Raw genomic sequence first — 18,624 nt, 5'->3', positions numbered from 1 at the left:
GTTCGAGCGCGAGTGATCCCCAATCGCACTGGTAGGTAAGGTTTGTGCGATCGACACGAGTTCAACTCATCTACCGTGCGAGGGATGTCCGTCGTCAGCGGTCGATGCAAGGCTGTACGAGCAGGCGTGACGTTCGCAATCGAAGGTGATCCATGGCAGTCCCAGTCCCGCACGTGAGATCGCTGGACGCGAACGTTCGTCGCGCGCTGGTCGAAGCCGCCGGCTCCAGCCGGATCCTGACCATGCCTGGCATACGGCCGGTGGTACAACGGTTCAGCGTCGGTCCCGAGGACCTGCTACGACTACTGGCCGAGGTCCGGGCACAGGGTGTGGCAATTCCACCGGAGTTGGCCGGGAGCCTGCCCACGATCCGTACGCGGCCGTCCGGCGAGACCTTGCCGGCCGCCCACGCGCACGCGGAAGCCATGCCGCTGCCCGATCAGCGCCCGTGGCCGCGGTCCCCGGATCCCGAGGCCCCGACCCGAATCACCTTCCTCCTGACCTTGCCGCCGGGCGCTCGGCTCGACTACTCGGCGATGAGCCTCAAGGACCTTTCCCCGCACCTGGAACCGGCGTCTTCCGAGAAGGTGACCGCGGCCCCGGTCCATGAGCCCTCGACCGACCGTCCGGCTCCAGGGTCCCCGGTCCCTTCGAGGACATCGGCTTCGACCGTCACCGATCCGGCGGTGGTGGAAGAGCCGGAGGACGAACCGGACCTCGACGGGTCCGGTTCGCCTCGCAGTCTCGCGGACGAGCTGTTCAACCTCTACCAGCGCCAGATTTCCACGGCCCAGCTGCTGAACGCGAAGACCGAGCGGGACCTCGCCCAGCGGATCGAAGCCGGGTTGCTGGCTCATGAACTCCTGGAAGCCAACGGCCCCAAGATGCCGCCCAGGCTGCGCCGGGAGTTGAAACAGCTGATCGCACGGGGCACGGCAGCCTTCGAGCACTTCGTCACCGCCAACCTTCGGCTGGTCACCTCGATCGCATGGCGGCACCAGGGACGCGGACTCGACCTGCTGGACCTCGTGCAGGAGGGGAATCTCGGGCTGATCCGGGCTGTCCAGAAGTTCGACCACACGCAGGGGAACAGGTTCTCCACCTACGCCACGTGGTGGATCCGCCAGTCGATCAGTCGCGCGCTCGCCGACAGCGGCCGGACCATCCGGCTGCCCGTCCACCTCGTCGACAACCTGAATCAGATCAAAAGAGCCGTACGTGAGTTGGGCCTTGACAGCGCGAGCGCGGATCCGGAGGCAGTGGCCGCCCGTGTCGGCATCGCGCCCGATGAGGTGACGAGGCTCCTCCGTCACGACCGTCCTTGCGCCTCCACGGACGCCTTCCTCGCAGCCGACTGCGAGGACGTCCTGCTCGACCAAGTGGACCGCAGCGTGGTCGGACACCAGGAGGAGGCCTACCTGTGCGGTCTGACCCCCGAGGAGGTCGACGGCCTGCTCGGACAGCTCCCCGACCGCGAGGAGCATGTGCTGCGTCGCCGCTTCGGCTTCAGTGGGGAGCCCGCGACCCTTGAGGCGATCGGCAACGAGCTCGGAGTGACGCGGGAGCGAATCAGGCAGCTCGAAGGCAAAGGACTGACGAAGGTCGAGCACGCGCTGCTGGAGCGAAAGGGTGTCCTCCACCATCCCCTGCCGACCGAGGTGGAGAGCACGCCCAAACGCCGGGCCAGGAAGGCGCGTTCCTAGCCCGGCGTACCGGCTCGGCGGCTCAGCCTTCCTGGTGCCGACGCAGGAAACGGCTGGGATCGCCCGACCAGGTGATGGAGAGCTGCTCGCGGGCCCGGGTGGCCGAGACGAAGAGCAGCGAGCGCTCGCGGCGCACGTCCGAAGCGTTCTGCTGGCGGTCCTCGGAAGGCGGGGTGACCGCGTGCGCCTGCGGTACCTCGTCCTCGCCGACGCCGATGACGGCGACAGCCCGGTACTCCAGACCCTTGATCCGGTGCATCGTCATCACGTGCACGCCGGCGTCCGGCAGCGGCGTCTGCTGCCCCGTCACCTTCACGGCCGCCAGTCCCGAGTCCAGCAACGCCTTCAGAGCGGCGTCCGCCGTGGCGTGGGTGCGCGCCACGACCACCGTCTCGTGGGGCTCGATGCCTTCCGCCTGCCACTCCCGCACGCGCTCCACCAGTGCGGCGACTTCCGCGGCCTGCGTGGGGAACCCGGCCAGTTCGGGAGCGGCACCAGCCAGGACGGAGCGGTAGCCGCGCAGTTCCTCGCGTTGCCCGTCCAGATCGTCGAATTCCTCGGTTTCGAGCAGTCCGAGCGACGCGGCGAGGATCTGGCGGGTCGTGCGGTAGTTCAGAGTCAGCCGCTTGGAGCGACCCCGGACGTTGATGCCGTGAGCGCTCAGTGACGTGCGGTTGTCGTAGATGCGCTGGTGGGCATCGCCGACGATGAACAGATCGTCATCCTGCTCAACGACGAGCGCGCGCAGCAACTTCCAGTGCGCGGCATGCAGGTCCTGCGCCTCGTCCACGACGACATGCCGGTACGGCGCCTCCTCCTCCGACCAGCCCGACGCGATCCGCGCCGCCTGCGCGGCCAGCTGTATGACACCGGCCGCGCGGTCCCGGTCCAACCTCCGCTCGAACTCCTCGACCAGCGCCCACACCTGGGCACGTTCGGGGCGGTTGAGCCGCCGTCCCCGGCCCGCCCGGCTGGCCGCGAAGTACTCGTCCCGGCTGCGCACGTCCTGCGCGAGGACGACCTGCTTCCACTCCGCGTCCAGGAACCGGCCGTCCCAACGCTGCGGCTCCTGCTCCTGCGCCAGCTCCTTCCAGCGGCGCTGGATCTCGTTGTCGAGCAGAGGTGTCGGAGAGTTCGCGCCGAAACTGTCACGGACGATGCCGAAGGCGACCTTGTCGATGTTGCGCACGTCCACCTTGGCCAGCAGCGAGGGGCCGCCGAGGTCCTCCAACAGCGAGCGCAGCTGGTTGGCCAGGTTCGTGGTGAACGTGGTCAGCAGAATGGCCTGGCCCGGCGGCAGCCGCTCCGCCAGGGCCTTGACCCGGTGCAGTGCCACGACGGTCTTGCCGGTGCCGGGGCCACCGGTCACCCGGGCCGGGCCCCGGTACGGGGTGGCGCGCTCGGCGAGCGCGCGCTGCGCCGGGTGCAGGAAGATCCGCCATGCCGACAGCGGCTCGGACAGGATGCGTCCGAACGCCGCCACGTCTCCCGTGACGGTGAAGGCCTCCTTGGTCGCCGGCCGTTCGATGGCCGCCTCGTAGTCCTCGGTGTCGACCTCGTCCTCGGTGGCGGCGGCGGAACTGACCTGTTCCCAAACGTCCTCCACCGTCATCCCGTCGGCCAGGCACAGGATGACGTCCCGGGCCAGCTTGGGCAGGGTCTCCACGATGCCCAGCACGGCCTCGTCGCTGCGGATCTCCCGCAGCGCCGGCACGATCGATCCGTGCACCCCCAGACGCTCGAAGTCGGTGTCGGACACGCCCTGGAACAGTGCCGGCGCGGCCTGATCCGCGGCCTTGTCTTCGGCCGACCGGCCGCTGAGCGTGCCGTAGAGGCTGCCCAGGTTGATCAGCTCGATACCCCCCGTCACCTTGTTGATGTCGAAGAGGATGCCTTCCGCCAGTCCGTACGCGTCGTCGTGCGGGAGCACTGCCACGAGGTAGTAGATCCGGTCCGCGTAGTGCATGAGGACCGCTCGGTAGTTGTCCGTGACGCGCGCGGTGCGGACACGCTTGTCCCGGGCACCCTTCGGCGGCTTGAGGTTGAGCCCGTTGGCGTCCGGGTCGCGCTGCATCTTCATGATGAACTGCAGCACCTGTGCCTGGACTTGGCCGTCGAGGGCTTCGTAGTACTTACCGAAGACGTCCGCCATCACCACTTTTGCCGCAGCCATCAGCCCTTCTCCAACATGTCGACCAGTTCTGCCACATCCACCGCGCCCGCGTGCAGGACGCGCCACCCGTGCTGCTCGTAGACCTCGGGGCCGTGCCCACCCTCGGCCACGAAGACCGCGATCCGCTCGTCCCGCCAGGCCAGTTCGGCCACCACCGCGGCATCCCCCAACTCGAAGCCCACCTCGGGAACGCGGTTCGGAGCCCGCTGGGCGAGCTCTCGCAGCACCGACTCCAGCTCCGACGACGCCCACGAGACGGCCTCGGCCCATTCCGCCGGGAGCGGCGCGGCGGCACCCGAATCGGTCGGCAGGGCCGCGGTGAGCAGCGCCACCGTGTGCGGGTCCACCTGTTCGGCCGTCGAGAGTGCCAGCTGGTGGAACGAGCGCGGCAACTCCGTGCTGGGCGCGGGCTCGAGGAACTGGAGCAGGCAGGACCAGCGCAGCCAGTCCGCCCACCGGTCCCGATGCGCCTCCTCGGCGCACCCCTGCTTGCTGTCGTCAAGCAGTATCAGGGTGGACCAGGCCAGCATGCCGGGCCGCCGGGTCACCGGTTCGGGGCGGCGGTCCAGCAACCCGAGGATGCGAAGCCCCGAGGCCGTGCGCGCATCCACCGCGACGGCGTCCGTGGCATGCGCGGACGCCGTCGGCGCGGCGCCTGCCAGCACTCCGGTCAGCTCCGTGCCCATCTGCCGCCGGTCCACGAACGGACGCGGCGCGACCGCTCCGAAGCCTGCCAGCAGGCCCGCCGCCCGCCGTGCCCATTTCACGTCGTCGGGGTCGGCGAGGAACTCCAGCAGTGTCTCGACCGGGTTGCGCAGCGCCGGGTCGAGCGTGTCGTCCCGGCGGGGCTGTCCGACCAACTGCTGGTGCACCGAGCGGGCCAACGACAGGGCTCGCTCGGCGTGCAGGTCCCGCACGGCGGCCCGCGACCGCTGTCCGGCGGCGGCCCCTTCCACCGCCTGGACCCAGGACCGGACGTCGTCCCAGGTCAGCTGCCACACCCGAATGCCCTGGGCTCGCAGTGCCGCCCGCTTGACGGCATCGTCCGCGATCCGGTTGACCCGGGGCGAGGCGTGGAAGGCGTAGCCGTCCAGGAACACCGCCACCTGCGTGCCCGCGTCCGTGCGGCGCAGCAGGAAGTCCGGCTCGCACGGCACCGCCGTGTCCATCCGCACGTGGTCGCGCATCAGCCATCGGGTCGTGCCGCCGTCAGGACGGGTGAAGCGCAACTCGTGCTCGACCCCCTGCCGACCGGCCCGTACCGCCACCGAGCCAGGCTCCTCGTCGCGGGATCCCCAGGCCAGCAGGGTACGCACGAACTGCGCCTCCAGCTCGCTGTCGGCCAGCTGGTCGATGCGCACCCCGGACAGGGTGTCCACAGGCTCCCAGCCCCAGTCCTGGAGGATCTCGTCGAGCAGTTCGCGCGCGACGCGCACGGACACGTGCGGGTGCTCACTGCTGGAGACGAACGGCAGCAGGCAACGGTGGCACGGAGAGCGCATCTCGTCCCTGCACGGGCACTCCCGCAGCACCTGCTGTGCCAGTGTCAGCACCCGGTGCATCACCTGTGGCCGGGCCAGGTGTTCGAGGTAGCCCGTGCCGCCGGGCATCGAGTCGTGCAGGACGAGGAAGCGGCGGCGCAGTTCGCGGCTGTCACCGGGCATGGAGTCCTCGACGACTCGGATGTGGTCGGGCTCTCCGCCGAAGTACCGAGTGACGCCCAGCAGCAGCGCTGCTTTGAACGACGTCATCCGGTCCGCCAGGTCCATCGTGGAGACCGGGAGCAGGATCCGCAGTGCCTGCGTGGTCAGCTCATGGGCGAGGAGCAGCCGTTCCACGGGTTCGTGCTCGATGCCGTCTTCGCGGTGCGAGCACCAGTGGGCGTGCCGGACTCCGATCCGCTGCGCCACCCGGTCCCACGCCTGTGGGTGCGTGCCACGCACGGCACCGCACTCCAGGCAGGTCTCGAAGCCGGACGTCCGCACTTCCTGCCCGGCGATCACGTGCTCGGGGCCCGGTGCCATCGACGGTCCCAGGTTGACGGTACGAATGGTCGCCACCCGGGCGAACTCGACGCCGAACGGCATCGCCTTCTCGCTGCCCGTGCGCCGCCAGGCCCGGAGCCCCTGCGGCTGCTTCCGGTCGATGTCGACGAGGGTGAGGACGTCGAACGCCTTGCGCTCGCGCTCGTCGCGCTCGTCGGTCAGCCGGGCGTCCTCGCGTCGTTCCCGGGCCAGCACCCGCTCCGGCACCAGCACCTTGTGCACTGCGCCGGGGTCGGCGATCTGCGTCGCCCCGCAGCGCGGGCACGACGCGAGGTCCGGGCCGGTCTCCTCGGTGGCGACGAAACCGCACTCTGGACAGAACCGCCACAGCGCGTACGGATCCTCACCACCGCCCACCGCCGGGCCGAGGTCCAGGCCGTCGACGACGAACTTGTAGCCGTCCGAGTGGAAGTAGTTGCCGGGGGCGAGCTCCGACAGCGCCAGCCGCGATCCGCGACCGTAGTCGGTCGTGGACTCCTCGAACTCGCCGTCGCTGTTGCGCCACCACAGCGTGGCCTCCAACACGGTCGCATCGTCATGGAGCGTGTAGTTGGGCAGCAGGCCCAGCCGCACCAGGGCGTTGAGCGAGTGCTCACCAACCAGGGTGTCCCGGCGACGGCGCACCGACTTCTGCTCGGCGTACAACTGCCGTCGCTGCCGATCCCGCTCCGGGTCGCCGGACGCCGTCGACAGGTCGTCGAAGGCTCGGCCGATCTGCCGCATCCGGGCTCGCAGCGCGGCCAGGCGCCGGTTCCAGGCGTTCGCGGCCACAGCCACGGCCTCCTCCAGACCGCCGGCCGCGAACTGCTGCACACTCTGCAGGGCCTCGCCGGACATGCCGGGGAAGAGCGCCGCGAACGCCGCTGCCAACTCGGTGTGCCGGACGCCCGCGACGTCCAGGAACCGCCGGAACCAGCCGTCCTCCGCCAGCCCGGCCCCGAACAGTTCGCCGATTCGCGGCGGCATCGGCCGCTCCGGCATGACCGTGCCCTGCCAGAGGCTGGCGTCTGCGGCGCGGTCGAGCAGGAACGCCAGGTACTGACGGCGCAGGATCTCCGATGCGTCCAGGTAGCAGTCCGGCGGGATGATCCGGCCGGCCAGCATCCGCTCCGGCGCGTGCAGGAAGTAGTGGTTGCGCGAGCCGCGCGGCACGAAGGTGACCGTCAGCGAGTTGCCGGTGCTACGCCCGGCCCGGCCGATCCGCTGTGCGTAGTTGGCCGGCGCGGGCGGCAGCGAGGCCAGCAGCACAGCGGACAGGTCGCCGATGTCGATGCCCAGCTCCAGCGTGGGCGTGCAGGTCAGTACGTTCGGATCGAATGGCGAGGCCCGGTGCTTGAACGCCTGCTCGACCTGCTCCCGCCGACGCCGCGACAGCGCGCCGGTGTGCTCGGCCGTCAGCACGTCACCGGGCCGGTCGACCGTGTAGAGATGCCGGTAGTAGTCCGTGCTGTAGTCACGGTCGTCCTGGATGAAGCGCCCGGGGCACTGGTACCGAAGGCACGGCGTCCCGAGCCAGTCCCGGCGGCGGTTCGGCGGGACGGTGTGCCGCCAGGTGCACGTGTCGCACCGCACCCCGCACGCATTCGCGTCCAGGTCCTCCGGGTGAGCGACGCCATCCGACTCGGCATCAGAGATCCGATGGACCAGGACGTTGCGCGGACGCAGCGCGTACACCGTCTCACCGGCCTCGCCGGGGTAGGTGGCCAGCACCTCCTGTTGTGCCAGCAACCTCATGGCCTGCTCCGCCAGCGCCCGTGCCTCGCGCAGCTCACAGCCCAGCACCCGGCGGCCCCAGTCCGCGAACCAGGTGCCCTCGCGGGTCAACGAGTCGAACTCCGTCGTGCGGCCGCCCCCTGCGACCGGGAACCTCGGCGCTGCCATTCCCCGCGGGAACGCCGGCATGCCCGTCGGCCGCCCTCCCCACACCGGCCAGCGTCGGGCCCCGCCCTGCGCGATGAACGCCGCGAGCCACGGGTGGTAGAGCGCGCCGCGTAACCGCAGACGCTCCACCAGACCCCGCAGGTAGACGGCGTACTCGGCTTCGTCGGGAGGCAGCGTGATCTGGCCGGGGATCCGCTGGTGCCGATCGCGCAACAGCGCGCACAGTCCGGGCAGATCCGGCAGCAGGACCTCCGCGGCCGCGGTACGGGTCAACTCCAGGGTGCGGCCCAGCCGTGAGCGCAGCCCGAACTCCAGCAGCGTCTGGAACACCATGCGCGCGTGCAGCATCTCGGCACCGGCTTCGCTGAACTCGCTCGAGGAGTCCAGCAGCGTGAGGATGTCCGGGTTCTCCCGGAGGTCGGGCGGCACGATGGCCGCCAGCTTGGCACGTGAGCCCCGCCCGGCCGCCGCGACCACGGCGTCCGCCGCGTTGGAGGCCAGATCGTGCACGGCCACGGGCTCGCCCACACGCAGTTGCTCGCTGAGCAGACCGCGGAAGGTGAAACCGAAACTGCGGTTGGCGATGAAGGCCGCCCGGTGCGTGGCGTCCTGCACGGAGTCGGTGAAGACCAACAGCTTGCGCTCGTCGCCGTGCAGGCCGCGGTCGGAGAACAGCTGGGTCGTGGCCACCGAAGCGAGCGTCGCCGTGCCCGCGCCCAGGAACCGCATGCCGTCGTCCAGGCCGCAGGCCGGGCAGGTGTCCCCCAGGCTCGCCGGCAGCGGCCCGAGCGGGGTGATCACCGCGACCGTCTCGTGCGTCGGGTTGGCCAGCAGCCGCTCCTCCTCCGCGTGCAGGTGCAGCAGCGGGCCCTCGCCGTCGCGTGCCCGCAGCATCCATCGCACCGCACGGTTGCCCTGAGCCGAGGCCCGGTAGATGTCCAGGGTGTTGGTCTTCAGCTGCTGCCACTCCAGCTCGGTCGACAGCGCCGCCCAGCCCGAACGCCCGCAGTGGCGGCAGTACACGGCCGGCAGATGCCGCCGGAACGGCGGACCCACCGGCCGGCGGGCCGCGATCGGCCCGGCCACGTCCGGATCGAGCCCGTCCGGCTCGCCCGCGCTGTCGATCTCGGATCGCTGGTACACCGCCAGGTTGGCGGGGTTCGGGGCGGTGTCGCCGGTCGGGCCGTCGTCGTCGAACCAGCGGAAGTGCGGCTCCGGCGTTGCGGACCGGATCACCCGGCGTACCTCACGCACCCACAGTTGTGCCTCCACCCGCAGGAACGGCACGGCCTTACCGGTCTTCGGGTGCCGGGTGCGAGCGTGCGAGATCAGTGCGAGCAGCCGCGCGAACGCCCGCTCCACCAGGCCCGGGTCGGCGCGCGCCGCCTCGTCCCAGGGTGCACCGCCGCCGCGCTTGGCGAACTCGCGGGCGATGTCCGGTACCGTCACGGGGGTCTCCCCCGCCACGTCGAGGATCGCCTTGACCAGGTTGTGCTGCCGCAGTCGGTCGGCCAGGGCGAACGGGTCGCGCGCATCGGGCAGCCCGAGGACGAGACGGGCGAACGCGTCCAGGCCCGAGGAGTCGTCCAAGGGGTCCGGGAGCGCGGCCAGTTCGGCGGGAGACGGGGTTGGCAGCGTGAAGTCCGGCTCGGTGACCACGTCGACGGAGCGCTGACGGTCCTCACCGATCAACGACGTCTCGGGGAAGGGCCGCCCGAAGACCTTGCCCGCGAACTCCAGCAGCAGCTCCCGGTCGGAACGATCGGCCGCACCTGGCACCTCGACCGCGTCGTCACCGGCCGGTGCCGTGCTGGCGACGGAGGCCGCGGCGGCCTCGCCCAGGACCGGGAGCGGGGCGCTGCTGCCGAGCGTGGCGGAGGTGGCGACGGGTGTGATGTCGCCCAGCGGCTGCCCCTCGCGCGCCGAAGCCGTGGCCGCGCCCAGGCGGCGCAGCAGCATCGCCACGTCCGTGCCCTGCGCTCCGTCGTAGGTGTGGAACTCGTCCAGCACGACGTACGTCAGCGAGCCCGATGTCCAGAGGTGCACATCGGAGATGCGCTGGAGCAGCAGGTCCAGCATCTTGTAGTTGGTCAACAGGATGTCCGGCGGGTCCGCCCGGATCTCCTCGCGTTCGGTGATCAGGCGGGTCACCGTCGGGTCACCGGCGAGTGAGGTCGCGCCGAAGTCGCGGGCATAGGAGGCCGGGTCGTCCTCGTCCTCGTCCGTGGCCGAGCGGGTACCGGACGCACCGCCGATGTAGATGCCGGCCGTCACGTCGCCCAACGCCGGCTCCGTGGCCAGCAGTTCGTCGATACGGCGCGCCTGGTCGTCAGCCAGCGCGTTCATCGGGTACAGCAGGAGCGCCTTGACACCCTTCTGACCCTCGGCCTTTGCCCGGGCGCAGTGGTCCAGGATCGGAACGAGGAACGACTCCGTCTTGCCGGAGCCGGTCCCGGTCGTCACGATCGTCGGCTCAGGTGCGTGCCCCGCTTTGGTGGACAGCCGCTGCCAGGCGGCGGCCTGGTGGGTGTACGGCGTGAAGCCCCGGGGCCACCAGTCCAGTAACCGCTGCCACCCCGGCTCCGCTTCCCGGAAGGGTGTCCGAACCCGCAGGTAAGGCCCGCGGAACAGGCGGCTCTCCGGCCGCTCCAGGAACACCTCAAGCTCTTCGCGCACGTCGTCGTCGCCGAGCGCGAAGCTCGTCGTCAGATAGGCGGCGAGGGCACGACGCAGGTCCTCGGCGGCCAGAGAGGGAAGCATGGTGGGGTGTTACCGGCTTTCTTCCGGAGCGAAAGCGGACGTAGTAGTGGAAAGGGCGTGGGCGCCCCTGTCGCGACCGAGGAGATCGCCGTGGTCACCGTGCTCGGCGGCGTACGCGGCGTAGTCGCCGTACTCTCCGGCGAGCAGGCGCGCGGTGAAATCCGCGTGGGCGCGCGTCATCTCGGTTTCACGGTTCGGCTTGACCCAACCCTCCGGGATCTCGGGCGTCGGATCGCCGTTCCGGGTGGCCTTCACCCACGCCTTGACGACCGCCGCCTCCTCCGGGGTCTGCCGGATGCCGACGTTGTGCGTGGCAGCACCGATCTTGTGACCGTCGGGCGCGAAGAACATCTCCCACTCGTACTTGCGCAACACGGCGAACTGAGAGCGGTACATCGCGCACAACTGCTCCGCGGTCAGCCCCAGCATCACTGCGACGAGCGCGTCGATCTCGACCAACGCCATCCGCCGGTCGTACTCCGTGCGCAGCGGTGTCGCCATCGACCAGGCCGGCTCCACGTCCTGGACGCGCGGACGGGTCGAGGCCTGATCCGTCCACCGGTCCTTGAGCCACGCGTCCTCGAATAGTTCTTCCCACAGCGGCGCGTAGTCACGGGTGAGGCAGTTGAGGCGAAGAGCGCGAAGGAGCAGGGGGCCGGTAAGTGGGTGGCTGAGTGGGGCCGGGAAGCTGCGGGCCAACTCGATGTTCACCTTGGAGGAGCCGGACACCTTGACGAGATAGTCGAAGACGAGTGATGCCCAGAAGCCGGAAACAACAGCCGTGTGCCGGGGATCGGCGTACGCGAGAGTATGAACCGTGTGCACGTGAGTCGGGCCCGGCGGAATCAGCGCAGCTTGCAGCGACCGCTCCGTATTCGATGTGATCATATTTCGCCAAGCAACCCGAAAGAAATCACTCGACGACTGACCATCCCACGTTCGCCGAGCCGCAGTGAAGTCATACTTCGAGCACGCGCGCCCGTAGTTGATCCGAGGAATGACAGATTCTTGCAGTTCTTCAAGATTCCAGATCGAGTAGTCCTTATTCGACTTGCATCCGAGATTTGGCTGCTTAGCGAACGGAGTGGCCACGGAGAAGTGCGGCCCCTGCAGCACCACCTCCGCCCAAGAGGCAGGCACATGGGTTCGCCACTCGATGATCCGATCCTTTTTCGCTTGCCCCTCATCAAGCTCCAGCGACCACCAGTACGGGGTCGCATGAACTCGTTCAGGAAACCTGGAAAGAGTGCGCAGCACCTCGTTCTCGGCCGTCGTCACAGGGCGCAGAACCCGCGCTTCAACGGCAGGTGTACCTGGCGGGTCCACCAGCGCCGCCCAGTCATCGAGAGTTTCGCTTGTCACCCTCACAATCCGCTTCGCGTGGGGACGCAGGTCCCAGCCACCCTCCGGAAATTGAATGGAGGGGAGATCTCCTTGGCCATCATGATCAAAGGAGTGGTCGACGATAGAGGGGTGCACCGCGCGCGCGATCTGCACGAAATCAACGGACCTCTTCTCCCCGTAGACACTTACGCCGAAGTTCTTGTTGTTGTCTACATCCTCGAAGAGGAGAATGTTGTTGCCGAACTGAAAGTGCCGCCGGAGGTGGGCGTAAGTGGCGGACCGGAAGGTACCACCAGTGGGCACCGTAAAATGATTTTCTTCATGGATAAGTGCCACTGATCCGGATTCCCGAAGGTTGCGCCAGCTTCGCTCCATGAAACTCATGTAGAGATTCGTCTTCATCCCCACGAGCACGGGATGGTCAACCGGGGAGCCAAGATGGCCGCTGATACCCGCCCAAGACGCAAGATCAGTGAAATATGTCCACAGAGGCAAGGAATCACGAAGGGCCATGGTCCTTCGATTCGCCTTCTCCTCGACTGACGCATTGTCCGTCAGCGCGAACCAGGCATCGTGTTCAGCCACAGCCAGCTCATCGTCCCACTCGAACCTGACCCACGGCGGGTTCCCCACTTGCAAATCGAACCCACCCCGTGCGAACACATGGGCGAACTCCAACTCCCAGTGGAAGAACCCCTCCCGCTGGCGGATGACCTCCACCTCACTCAGCCACGGGAAGCGCAGCATCACCGACGGCATGTCAGCACACTGGCTCATCGTCCTGTCGAACGAGTCGTCGATCTCCAGCTTGTCGAAGTCACCGGTGTCGCCGAACAGGCCGAACGCGTCGTCGAGGCCGGCCGCGCTGCCGCCCTTCGTCGACTTCGCCTTGGCCTTCGCCGGCGGGACGCCGAGGACCGCCTCGCAGAAGGCCAGCCAGTCTTCCAGGGACGGCGGCTCGGGCATGTCCGGCTGACCGACAGGCCAGAACCACAGGGCACACCAGGCGTCCATGACCAGCTTCAGCCGCCCACGCGGGGCGCCGGGCTCGTGGAGCGCGGCCTCGACCTTCTCGCGCGGCACCGTCCCGGACGAGCTCGGCAGCGGCCGCTCGACCTCGACCTCCCACACCGCGATGTCGCGCCGCACCTCGCGTTCGCTGACGACGAGGCGGCGCTGTGTCAGCTCCCACAGCCGTTCGACGCGCGTGGCCAGTGCCAGCAGGCGCTTGACCTGCGCGGTGGACGGCGTCGCCGTGACCTTCTTGCGCCACTCGGCCAGCCGGTCTCGCTCGGCCCGCGCCAGCTCCTTGGCCTGCTTGGCATCGGCGACCGCACCCCACCCCTTCGCCGGCAGCAGGAAGTGGTGCACCTCCTCGCCGGCTCGGAAGGCACCCTCCTCCGCGCCGTCGAGGAGCGGCCGGTCCGTCGGAACGGTCGTCAGCCACGCCTTCTTCTTCAGTGCCTCCGCCGCGTAGACCGCGCGCCGTGCGCCGATCAGTGAGTTTCCTCGGCGCAGGTGCAGGCCGAACCACGGGGCCTTCAGCCCCCTATGCATGGCGTTGAGCCACAGTGAGACCTCGGCCAGCTCCACGGCGGTCTGGTTGAGGTCCACGCCGTAGCAGTTGTGCAGCGCCAGGTACGCCTTGACCTTCTGCAACTCCGCCTCGTACCGGTCGGGCGGCAGCTGGCGGTCAACGCCGGTCTCGGCGGTCAACTCCGCCGCGCGTCGGCGCAGGTACTCGGCCGCGAGCTGGTTGATGGCCTCGTTGAGGAAGGCCCCCGAACCCAGCGCGGGCTCGCACACCGAGAGGTCGAGGATGTCACGGGCACGCGTCGTCGTGGCGTCCTGGTCGAGCAGTTCCGCCAGCGCGTGCTTGACCGTGCTGCGAGTCAGCACTTCAGGTGTGTAGTACGACGCGGACCGCTGTCGCTCGCGACCGGAGAGGCGATAGACGAACGAACCCTTCCGGTGCAGGACGCGCTTCATCGAACCGGTCAGCTCGTCCCGGCGCTTGACGAACACCTCGTCGTCGTAGTCGTCCGCGTTCCGGTACGGGACGACCCAGGTGCCGGCCAGACCGTCCGTGTCGGGCTTCGCCACCTCGAACACGTCCTCGGCGGCGAAGAAGCCTGTGTAGGACATCAGGCCCTCGTAGACAGCTCCGAGCTGGTTGATGCCCAGCTGCGCGTACGAGATGAAACCGCGCCCGCCCTTGCCGTTCTTGGACCGACTCAGCATCAGCAGGTTGAGCACCTGCCACAACACCTTGTTGCGCAGCTTCGTCTCGACGCGCCTGCCCTCGATGCGTACCTCACCGATCAGCGGGGTGGCATCGGCACCGAAGAGGTCGCTGCGCAGCGCCTCGAAGCGGATGCCGTCAGCGTCGAGAGCCACCGTTTCGCCGTCCTCCGGCTCCGCGGTGCCCGCGCGGTCGGCATCCGTCGGGCCCTCGAAGGCCCGGTGGCCCTGGTCGACGAGGCGGAACAGCAGGTCCAGCGATTCGTGGAAGTGCGTGCCGTCCTGCGACTCCTCGGGCAGGTCGTAGGAGACCAGCTCGCCGAGCCGGGCCAGGCCGTAACCGTCCTGGTAGGCGTCATCCTTGCTGGGCAGGATGCCCAGCTCCGGCCGGGCTTCGGCGTAGAGCAGGAAGAGGATGCGGTACAGGTAGCGAAGCGACTCGCGGGTGAGCCGGGAGGCCAGCTCGGCGCTACCGCCGAGCTCGGCCGGGTCACCGCCGGCCTCGGTGATCCGGTCGAGGACCTCCTGCGCGATCAGCTCGACCGACTGCCGCAGACCCTCCCGCAGCTCCTTCGAGACGCCCACGGCGTGCTTGCGGCCCTCCTCGACCAGGTTGTCCAGGAACCCGGCGACGCCGCCCTCCGTGAGCAGGGACTCCGCCCCGAACAGGGCTGACACGGCCTCCAGTTCACCACCGTCGTCGGCGAGATTGCGGTCCAACGCGGCGTCGACGCTGACCGCCAGGAACCGGCCCTCGTGCCAGGCGGTACGGTCGGCCAGCACCGCGGCACCGCCTGCGAGCAGCAGGACGTAACGCGGCGCGGACAGGTCGTCGCAGCCGAACAGGTACGACACCGCCTCGGCAGCCCCGGTGATCTCCTGCTGCCCGTCCAGCGCGATCGGGGCCAGCAGCTCGGCGCCGCCGTCCGCCGGATCTGCGACGACCAGCTCCGCGTCGGTGCTCCAGCTGACGTCCAGGGCGATGAGCTCGATGCCGCTCGGCCCCTTGACCGCCAGGGACACCGGCACGCGGCGCACCTTGTCGCCGCGCAGCACCTCCAGCTCCGCCCGCCTGAGCCTGGAGTGGCCGCCGGCGCCCGTGTGGGCGGCTGCACTGCGGTCCACCACACGGTCGCCCTTGCCGTCGCTCTCGACGTACGCGAGCGCAGCCAGCAGCGCGTCGTTGAGCCCGCGGAGCTCGGTGTCCGGGTCGCCCTCGCCCTCGGTGATCCGTACCTTGGCACGGAAGTACTCGCGGCCCAGGCTGCGCACGCCCGAACGCGAGGAGGGCCGACCGGTGCGCTCAGCCGCCGCCCACGTCTTGCGCAGGCCCTTCAGCTCGTTCGGCAGCAGCTCGGCCAGGAAGTGCGCGGAGATGTACTCGCCGCGGTTGACGATCGCCTCGAACGCCACGATGGTCACGCGCCCTTCCGCTCGTGGTTCTTCCGCTGTTCCGGCCCGACGTGACCGTCCGGTCCGGCGGGAACGAGCACCCCGATCACTCGGACCATCGCATCGCCCTGGGGCGCGAGCTGCTCGATCAGCTGCTCGACCTCTATGGCCGTGTTCTGCACCTGCTGTTCCTTGTGCTCCCGGCGCACGCCGCCGAGCGTCAGCTGCTCGTAGGCCGCCTGACTTGCCCGCCGCCAGGAGACGAGCCGCTCCCCGTACTCGGTCAGTTGGTCGAGCAGTGGCCCTTCCTGTTCGTGCCGCAACTGCGCCAGGTGCTCTCTGGTTGCCGCCACGGCTGCTGGTACCAGCTGCTTCAACACTTGCTCGTCACCCGTGAACGGGCGGTTCACCATGCCGGGTCGAATCCCGGCCCGTTCCAGGACTCCCACCAGATCGTCGTCGAAGACCGGCGCCCCGCGCTCCAGGCCAGTGACGCAGGGCCAGGCCAGCACGGTCGGATGGCCCTTGGCGTTGGCGTACATGCCCTGCATCAGGAACACCGGGCCGGACACGTTGGCGGTGATCACAGGGGCGGTGTTGCGGGCCAGCCTGACCAGGACCTTGTCCGTCAACCACTCGACCACCGGGTGCTGGTCCGTCAGGAAGGAGACGTCGGGCCAGCCCGAGGTCTCGCGGCGCTCCTGCTTGGTGATTGCACCCTTGCTGCGGCCTCCGCTGCGTTCACGGGCACGGTCCAGGCGCTGCTGGGCGAAGCCACGGTCGAAGGTGACACGCAACTGCTCGAGCACGCCACGCTCATCCAGATAGGACTGCGGCAGCACCAGCAGGCGACGCTGAAGTTCGGCGTCCGGCCTGAACATCAGCATCTCGGGAAAGTCCGTGCTCCACGTCTTGCCGATGCGCTGCTCGGGGTTCTGGTAGACCTCCTCCAGGGCTTCCTCGACGAATGCCCGGGTGGAGGAGAACAACTGGGGAACGCGATAGTGCTCGCCGGAGCCGTCCACGGTGTGGTCGGCCATGAAGAGGTCGAAGGGGTCCAGCGGCTCAGTGGGCAGGATGGTGTCGAAGTCCTCGCCGTCCGCGAGTCCGTTCGTGATCCGTACCCGTTCCGCCTCCTCGTCGCGCAGTCCGAGGATCGACCCGGCGTCGCCGAGTGTGCGGTGCACCTCGTACTCGCGCTCCAGCAGGCGCTTGGAAACGAGCCGATCCGCCGAAGGTAGCAGCGGATCCTCGTCCTGCCGGACCATCAGCAGGGCTCGGATCTCTGGAGAGTGCTGCTGTCCGTACCGGTCGATGCGACCGTTGCGCTGCTCGATCGTGATGAGCGACCAGGGCAGGTCGAAGTGGATCAGCTGGTTGCAGTGACGGTGCAGGTTCACGCCCTCGGCCGCGATGTCGCCGGTCAGCAGCACCCGCAGGTCGCTGTCGCCCAGCCCGAAGTCCTTGACGATGCGCTGCTGTTCGTCGTCCGCAAGGCCGCCGTGGAGCTGGCGTACCGGGCCGCTGTTCTTCGCCTCGTCCGCCCCACCCACCGGGGTGAAGCCCAGCTCGGCCGGCAGGGCCTGCTGCAGCATCTGCAAGGTGGCGCGACGCTCGGAGAAGATCACCACGCGCACTGGCGAGCCGGGGCCGACGCCGAGTTGCTTCAGCTCCGCGACCAGGCGCCGCACCTTCGCCGCGCTCTGCACAGAGACGTCCCCGGCCAGTTCCCCGAGTTCCACCAGCGCCGCACGCTCGGCCACCCGCTTGTCGCGTTCCGGATCGCGGTCGATGGCCGCGACCCGGTTGCGCACCGTTTCGGCGAGCGCCGTGTGTGAGGACAGGAACGCCTTCAGCAACGTGTAGGGAAACAGCCTGGCGCCCTTGCCACTCACCGGGGCCGGGCGACCACCAGTCGGCTTGACCCACACGTCGTACAGCTCTTCGAAGACGCGCTGCTCTGCGTCGCTCGCGACACAGTCCAGCGCCTCGGACGGCCGACGGGAGGCCCACATGTGGCCGATCTCCGCCGAGACGTCCGAGGACATCTTGTGGCGGCGCACGTACAGGTGCTCCAGTTGCTTCTCGTCGTAGTCGCTCGTGTCGGGGATGGCCGTGGGATCGAGCAGGCTCAGCAGCTCGCCGAAGGACTCGCGCTGGCCGTTGTGGGGCGTTGCACTGGCGAGGACCAGCGCATCCGTCTTGGGTGCGAGCAGCTGAGCAAGCCGGTTGTTCTTCGTGCCGGTGTTGATCAGCTTGTGCGACTCATCGATGACGACGGCGTCCCAGGTCACCTGCATCAGGTGACTGCGCCAGCGGTCCGAACGCAGCGTGTCGATGGAGATGATGGCGCGCTTGTAGTACGAGAACGGGTTGCGGCCGGCCGGGATCCGCTGCCGAATGCGCTCGATGCCGGTGGAGTCCAGCCGTACCAACGGGATCGCGAAGCGCGTCCACAGCTCGTGCTGGAACTGTTCCAGGATGTGCTTCGGAGTCACCACGAGAATGCGCTCGCCCCGGCCGCGCCGGATCAGCTCGGAGAGCAGCAGACCGATCTCGAGCGTCTTGCCCAGACCGACCGCGTCCGCGATCAGCAGCCGCGGGCGCAGGCCGCGTAGCGCCGCTCGGGCCGGCTCTCGCTGGTAGGCCAGGTCGTCAACGAGGTGGCTACCCACGGTGGCCAGGCGCTGCTCGGACAACGGCAGTGGCGTCTTGCGAATTAATGCGTCGATGAACAGGCGCGACTGGCGACACTCAGCCGACTTGTCGGGAACCAGTTCGGTGTCCTCGGGACGCAGCGGTGTGACGTGGTCCAGTTCCTCGTGCACGAAGAACACCGCGCGCTGATCACGGACCAGGGGAGAGGTGCCGCGCACGTCCAACCGAGTACCGTCCTTGGCGGTGTCGTTGACCTCTACGACAAGCCAGTCCTCGTCGCGTGCACGGACCTGCATGCCGGCGGCGAACTTTGCCCGTACAGGGTCAGCGGCGGTGGTCACCGGAGTCTCTCCCTGGGTCACTGTGAACGTCATCATCGTGCGGCGGGTGGTGCGGTGGCGGTGCGGTCGATGGCGACCAGGCGTGT

Annotated in this window: 5 protein-coding genes; 1 reads left to right on the top strand and 4 read right to left on the bottom strand. The window is 69.0% G+C overall.

All coding sequences use genetic code 11. From position 1 onward, the window contains the following. The first annotated feature begins 173 nt into the window (after positions 1 to 173). Entirely contained in the window at positions 174 to 1,703 is a 1,530-nt protein-coding gene (locus O1G21_RS31710) for a sigma-70 family RNA polymerase sigma factor (protein WP_270148477.1), read from the top strand. A gap of 22 nt (positions 1,704 to 1,725) precedes the next feature. Here O1G21_RS31710 and O1G21_RS31705 read toward each other — a convergent pair whose 3' ends face one another. The 4 genes from O1G21_RS31705 to O1G21_RS31690 are packed head-to-tail and all read right to left on the bottom strand — an operon-like array spanning position 1,726 to position 18,538. Beyond that, positions 1,726 to 3,942, bottom strand: coding sequence for a UvrD-helicase domain-containing protein (locus O1G21_RS31705; RefSeq protein ID WP_270148476.1), 2,217 nt, complete (start codon positions 3,940 to 3,942; stop codon positions 1,726 to 1,728). Beyond that, positions 3,876 to 10,562 (bottom strand): DEAD/DEAH box helicase, encoded by a 6,687-nt coding sequence (locus O1G21_RS31700; protein WP_270148475.1) that lies wholly within the window; start codon positions 10,560 to 10,562, stop codon positions 3,876 to 3,878. The genes O1G21_RS31705 and O1G21_RS31700 overlap by 67 nt, the downstream gene beginning before the upstream one ends. A 9-nt stretch (positions 10,563 to 10,571) precedes the next feature. Further along, on the bottom strand, positions 10,572 to 15,569 hold the full coding sequence (locus tag O1G21_RS31695) for an Eco57I restriction-modification methylase domain-containing protein (RefSeq protein WP_270148474.1): 4,998 nt from the start codon (positions 15,567 to 15,569) through the stop codon (positions 10,572 to 10,574). Next, a complete protein-coding gene (locus O1G21_RS31690; RefSeq protein WP_270148471.1) occupies positions 15,566 to 18,538 on the bottom strand; it encodes a DEAD/DEAH box helicase in 2,973 nt (990 codons plus the stop codon). Before O1G21_RS31690 ends, O1G21_RS31695 begins: the two co-directional genes overlap by 4 nt. Between the last annotated feature and the right edge of the window lie 86 nt (positions 18,539 to 18,624).

It is taken from the genome of Kitasatospora cathayae, from assembly GCF_027627435.1.
In the GTDB taxonomy this organism is placed as follows: domain Bacteria; phylum Actinomycetota; class Actinomycetes; order Streptomycetales; family Streptomycetaceae; genus Kitasatospora; species Kitasatospora cathayae.
The sequence above is the reverse complement of the archived record's forward strand: the minus strand, read 5'-3'. Positions and strand labels throughout refer to the sequence as shown.